Origin of the sequence: Kitasatospora sp. NPDC091257, assembly GCF_044757675.1 — a bacterium.
GTDB lineage: Bacteria > Actinomycetota > Actinomycetes > Streptomycetales > Streptomycetaceae > Kitasatospora > Kitasatospora lactacystinica.
The window spans coordinates 1-6264 of the sequence record NZ_JBIVVI010000492.1; the positions used below are offsets into that span (position 1 = coordinate 1).

The 6264-nt window shown below is 74.8% G+C and carries 2 protein-coding genes; both read right to left on the minus strand.

The window, feature by feature from the left end:
- Nucleotides 1-2084 (minus strand): amino acid adenylation domain-containing protein (locus tag ACIQOV_RS22360; protein WP_401051001.1); only part of this gene is annotated, 2084 nt, incomplete at its 3' end.
- Nucleotides 2084-6208 (minus strand): amino acid adenylation domain-containing protein, encoded by a 4125-nt coding sequence (locus tag ACIQOV_RS22365; RefSeq protein WP_401051004.1) that lies wholly within the window; start codon nt 6206-6208, stop codon nt 2084-2086. The genes ACIQOV_RS22360 and ACIQOV_RS22365, both read right to left, overlap by 1 nt.
- Between the last annotated feature and the right edge of the window lie 56 nt (nt 6209-6264).

Here is a 6264-nt window from a genome sequence, read left to right on the forward strand (position 1 = left end):
GGTTCGGTCCAGGGGTCGTACGGGTCCCCGACCAGCTGGCGCAGGCCCTCGGGCGCGGCCTCGAAGGCGGTGCGCAGGGCCGCGTGGAGCCGCACCAGCTCCCGCAGCGAACCGCGCAACGCGTCGGTGTCGACCGGGCCGTCCAGGCGGAAGGCCAGTTCCACCGCGTAGGCCCGGGAGCGCGGCGCCCGCTGCTGCAGCAGCCACAGGCGCTGCTGCTCGCTGGTGGCGGACGCCGAACGTGCCCGGGTGGGGGCGGGCGGCACCGGGTACGGCGAGTCGGCGGCTCCGGCCTCCGCCACCGCCCGGGCGATCCCCGCCACGTCCCCGGTCAGCACACGGGCCTGGGGCAGTTCGCAGCCCCAGCGCCGGCGCACCTCGAAGCGCAGCCGCAGCGCCTTGAGCGAGTCGCCGCCGGAGGCGATCCAGCGGTCGTCCAGCCGCAGGTCCGGCACCCCGAGCACCTCGGCCGCCAGGGCCAGCACCTCACGCTGCCGCGCGGTGACGGCCGCGGCGCCCGGACGGTCGCCCTCCGGGCCGCGCCAGGGCCGGTCGCTGCGGCGCAGCAGGGCGGCCCGGTCGACCTTGCCGTTGGCGTTCAGCGGGAGCGCGTCCACGAGGTGGATGTGATGGGGCCTCATGTAGCCCGGCAGCCCGGCCGCCAGATGGCGGTCGAACTCCTCGAACGGGACCTCCTCCCCGAGCACGACGTACGCCAGCAGCTCGTTCGGGCCGTCCTCCCCGAGCCTGCGGGTGCACACGTACGCCTGCCGCACCGCCGGATGCGCGACGATCTGCCGCTCCAGCTCGCCGGGCTCGATCCGGAAGCCGCGGACCTTCACCTGGCGGTCGGCGCGTCCGACGTACTCGACCAGGCCGTCGGCGTCGGCGCGCACCAGGTCGCCGGTGCGGTAGTGCGTCGTGCGGCCGTCGTCGTACCAGGGCAGCCGGACGAACCGGCGCTCCGTCTCCTCGGGCAGCTTGCGGTAGCCGGCCGCGAGACCGGCGCCGGACAGATGGAGTTCGGCCACCTCCCCGGGCGCCGCGACCCGGTCGCCGTCCGGGGCCACCAGCACGGCCCCGGTCCGCGGCAGCACCCGTCCGATCGGCACCAGGTCCCCGTCGAAGTCGCGCGGGATCGGGTGGCACAGCGCGAAGGTGGTGGCCTCGGTGGGGCCGTAGACGTTGTGCAGCCGGGTGGGGGCCGTCGCGTTGTGCCGGTACCAGCGGCGGATCAGCCGGGCGTTGAGCTGCTCGCCCCCGACCAGCAGCTGTCCGACCCCGGCGAAGCAGGACGGCTCCGTGTCCACCACCGCGTTGAACAGGGCCACCGTGACGAAGGCCGTGTCGATGCGCTCCCGCAGCAGGGCGGCGGCCAGCCGGTGCGGCGTCTGAACGGCCTCGTCACCGAGGACGACGCAGCAGCCGCCGGTCAGCAGCGGCACCCAGACCTCGAAGCTCAAGGCGTCGAACGCCGGATTGGACAGGCAGGAGTAGCGGGCTCCCTGCTCGATGCGGATGTACCCCGGGCTCGCCAGCCGCAGGATGCCGGCGTCCCGCACCTCGACTCCCTTGGGGCGGCCGGTCGTGCCCGAGGTGTAGAAGAGGAAGGAGACCGGCGCCCCGGTGAAGACCGCCTCCCGGTCGCCCGGTCCGGCCGCGAGCAGCGCCGCCGCCTCCAGCGGGCGCACCCGACCCGGCAGGTCGTCGGGTGCCGTCCCGCCGTGGACCACGGCCACGCTGGACGAGTCCGTCAGGATGTGGCGTCGGCGTTCCGCCGGGCTCTGCGCGTCCAGCGGGACGACCAGGGCGCCCAGCCGCAGGGCGCCCAGCATGACGCAGACCAGCTGCCAGGAGCGCGGCAGGCAGACCGCCACCGCCTCACCGGGGCGGACGCCGGCACGGCGCAACCCGTGGGCCACCGCCGCGGCGGCGGCCTCCAGGCCCGTGTAGTCCAGCCGGACGTCGCCGTCGACCAGCGCGACGGCCCGGGGGGTGCGCAGGGCCTGCTCGTGCACCGCCAGGGCGAGGCCGGTGGCCGTGGGCGTGACGGGGGCTGCGCTCACGGCGCTCTCGGCGGGCATCATGCCTCCCCGGCGGACGCGGCGGACGCGGCGGACGGTTGTCCGGGTACGGGTTCGGCCGGGGCGGGCGGGGGCACCGGATGGCGGTCCAGCTCGGCCGCGATCAGCTCGGCGATCCGGGGCACCGCCGCGCTCTCCAGCAGGTCCCAGTGGCCGCCGGCGACCGGCTCGACCAGCAGGCCGCCGCCGGCGCGCCGCTGCCAGAACGCGCGTACGGCACGCGCCAGTTGCTCCTCCTGTTCCCGGTTCGCGTTCCCGCCGGCCGATGCGTCCCCGGCGGCCTCGACCAGCACCAGCCGGGCCGGTGAGGGCGGCGTCCGGTAGTCGCGGGCGGTCATCCGGTTGTGGTTGTAGATGCGGAAGTACCGGTCGACCTGCTCGTCCTCGATCCCCGGGTACATCCCGTTGAACCTGATGAGCTTGTCGCGGAATTCGGCCATCGGCACGGGCTCGATCGAGGCGAGCTGCTCCGTGTCCTCGGTTCCGTGGGTGTCGAGCAGCACCACGCTGAACCGGGTGTGCCCGGCCTGGGCCAGTCGGCGCCCCATCTCGTGGGCGACCAGGCCGCCGTAGGAGAGACCGCACAGCACCAGCGCCTCGTCCGGACGGGGGTCGACCAGCGCCAGGTACTGCTCCGCCATGGCCTCGACCGTGGGCAGTGGCGTCTCCCCGGGGTTGATCCCGGGCGACTGCACTCCGAGGACGCCGACCCGGTCGGGCAGCGCCGCGGCCAGCGGCAGGTAGCAGAAGGCGGTACCGCCGGCCGGATGGACGCAGACCACCCGCTGTCGTCCGTCCCCCCGGCGGAACTCGACCAGGTTGCCGTCCGGTGCGCCCGACGCCCCCGCCCGGAGCCGTTCGGCCAGGGCCTCGATGGTCGGGTTCTGCACGAGGTCGCGGATCGGCAGGGTCTCGCCGAACTCCTCACGGACGGCCAGGGCCACCTTGATGGCGGATATCGACGTGCCGCCCAGATCGAAGAAGTTGTCGGATATCCCGATGCCGGGGTGGAGCAGCACCCGCCGCCAGATGCCGTGCAGCGTCATCTCCACGTGGTCCCGCGGGCTCGCCGTGTTGACCCGGGCACGGGTCGCGGAGCGGGCCGCGTCCAGCAGCGCGGCGCGGTCCGGCTTGCCGCTGCGGTTGAGCGGCAGCCGCGGCAGTTCCACGAAGAGCGCGGGGATCATGTAGTCCGGCAGCCGCCGTGCCAGGGCGGCACGCCACTCGTGCGGTCGGCGCGGCTCCGCGTCGCCCCGGCCCAGGCCCGCTACCAGGCGCAGCTCGCCCGCGGCGTCGCGGTCGGCCAGCACCACCGCCTCCCGCACGCCGGGGAGGGCCAGCAGCGCGGCCTCGATCTCCCCCGGCTCGATCCGGAAGCCGCGCAGTTTGACCTGGTCGTCGCCGCGACCGAGGTACTGGGCGTTGCCGTCCGGAAGCCAGCGGGCGAGGTCCCCGGTGCGGTACAGGCGTTCACCGGGCGCGAAGGGGTCGTCGACGAAGCGCTCGGCGGTCAGGTCCGGACGGTGCAGGTAGCCCCGGGCCAGGCTCGCCCCACCGAGGAAGACCTCGCCGGTCACCCCGGTCGGCACCGGCCGGAGCCGCCGGTCGAGCAGGTAGAGGCGGGTGTTGTCGAGGGGGCGGCCGATCGGGCACGGCCGGTCCAGCGGCCGCGGGTCGGTGTAGGCGGTGCTGTACAGAGTGGCCTCGGTGGGCCCGTAGCCGTAGCAGACGCGCAGGCCGGGCAGCGCCTGCTGGATGCGGTGCAGCGCCTTCTCCGGGAGGGACTCCACCCCGGTCAGCAGCTGACGGAGCACCAGCCCGTCCAGGCGCGCCTCGGGGTCCTCGTCGATCCACGTGACGTAGGACGGCGGCAGGAAGGCCTGCACGACGCGGTGCTCGCGCATCCAGCCCAGCAGTTCCTCCGGGTCGCCGCGCAGCTCGTCGGGGACCAGGTGCAGCACGGCGCCGGTGGTGAGCGGCATCAGCAACTCGTGCACCGAGGCGTCGAATCCGATGCTCGACCAGGCGGAGGCCGCCTCGCCGGGGGTGGCCCCGAAGCGCGCCAGCCAGGTGTCGAAGAGGTTGAGGACGCTGCCGTGGGTCACCGCCACGCCCTTGGGGCGGCCGGTGGAACCGGAGGTGTGGATGACATAGGCGAGCTGCGACGGCCCGACGGTGATCCCCGGTGCGTCGTCGCGCTCCGCCTCGGCCTCGACCGCCCGCACCGGCTGCCAGCCCCCGGGCGGCACGTCGGCGTCGCTGAGCACCAGGGCCGGCGCCGCGTCCTCGACCATCGCGGCCAGCCGCTCGACCGGCTGCCCCGGGTCCAGCGGCAGGTAGGCGGCGCCGGCCTTGAGGATGCCGAGGACGCCCACCACCAGCTCGGTCGAGCGCCCGGCGTGCAGGCCGACCACCTGGTCCGGGCCGACGCCGCGGGCGATCAGCGCGTGCGCCAGCCGGTTGGCGCGGCGGTCGAGCGCGGCGTAGTCGAGCCGCTCCCCTGCCCGGACCAGGGCCGGACCGGTGGGGTGGGTTCGGACCTGGGTCTGGAAGCGCTCGACCAACCCGGCCGGGGCGACAGCGGCGGGCGTCACCGACCCGTCGGCGCGGTCGTCCCGGTCGTCCCGGTCGTTCTGGCAGGTGCCGTCGTCCCGGTGGGCCCGGTCGGCGCCGCTCCACTCCGACAGCACCCGGCGGCGCTCCTCCTCGTCCATGAGTTCCAGCTCGTCCACGCCCAGGTCGGGCCGGTCGACCAGCTGGGCCAGTACCCGGAGCAGATAGCCCGCGTAGCGCTCGGCCGTCGGGTGGTCGAACAGCGCGACGGCGTAGTCCAGATGGCCGACCACCCGGCCGTCGTCCTCCTCCGCCAGCGACAGGGCCAGGTCGAACTTGGCCCCGGCGTACGGGATGCCGAGCGGCTCGACCTCGATCCCGGGCAGGTCCAGCAGGCCCTTCCGGGAGGGCTGCCAGGCGACCATGGTCTGGAACAGCGGGGTGTGGGCGGTGCTGCGCGGCGGGTTGATCAGCTCCACCACCTGCTCGAACGGCAGGTCCTGGTGCTTCAGGGCGGCCCGCAGCGCGCCGCGCACCTGCTTCAACACGGCCGACCCGGTCGGCGAGTCCGCCAGGTCGACCCGCACGGCCAGGGAGTTGACGAAGAATCCGATCAGGTCGGAGAAGGTGCCGCGGCGGCGGTTCGCCGTCGGGACGCCGACGACGATGTCGGTCTGCCCGGTCAGCCGCGACAGCACCACGGACCAGCCGGCCAGCACGGCCGTGAACAGGGTCCCACCCTGCCGGCGCGCGAGCGACGTGAGGGCGGTGCCGAGTTCCCCGTCGATGGAGAGCGGCACCCGGCCGCCGCGGTGGTCCTGCTCCGGCGGGCGGGGGCGGTCGGTGGGCAGTTCGAGCAGGGCCGGGGCGCCGGCGAGGGCTTCCCTCCAGTGGGCGGCCTGCACCGCCGGTTCGTCCCCGCACGCCCACTCCCGCTGCCAACGGGTGTAGTCGGCGTACTGCAGGGGCAGCGGCGTCAGCGGGGAGTGCGCGCCGTCACGGAAGGCCGTGTACAGCGTTCCGAGTTCGCGCAGCATCACGGTCATGGACCAGCCGTCGAAGACCGCGTGGTGCAGGGTCAGCAGCAGCACGTGGTGCTGCTCGGCCAGGACGATCAGACGGCCGCGCGCCAGCGGGCCGCGGCTCAGGTCGAAGGGCGTGTCGGACTCCGCGCGCTGTAGGGCGGTGACGCGCGCCCCGGCGTCCGGGAGCCCGGTCAGGTCGTCCACCGCGAGGGTGTAGCCGGAGTCGGGCGGACCGATCAGCTGGTGGAGGCCGTCTCCGCCGGCGACCAGCCGGGTGCGCAGGACCTCGTGCCGGGAGACCAGTTCGTCGAGCGCACGGGCGAGCACCGCCCGGTCGAGGGTTCCGCGCAGGGTGAAGGCCAGGGTCTCGTTGTACGCGGCGTTGGCGCCGTCCAGCTGGGACAGCGCCCAGAGCCGTTGCTGTCCCGGCGCGGGCTCCGGGAGCCGGACCCCGGCCGCCGCCGGGGTGTCGGCCCCGCGCGCGGGACGCGTGTCCGCCTGGTCGGTGGTGGTGCCGTGGGGCTCGTACGTCTCCGACAAGGCCAGACCTTTCCTGGGGGAGGGTCGTTGCAGGGATCGACGGCGCGGTGGCGGTTCGTGGG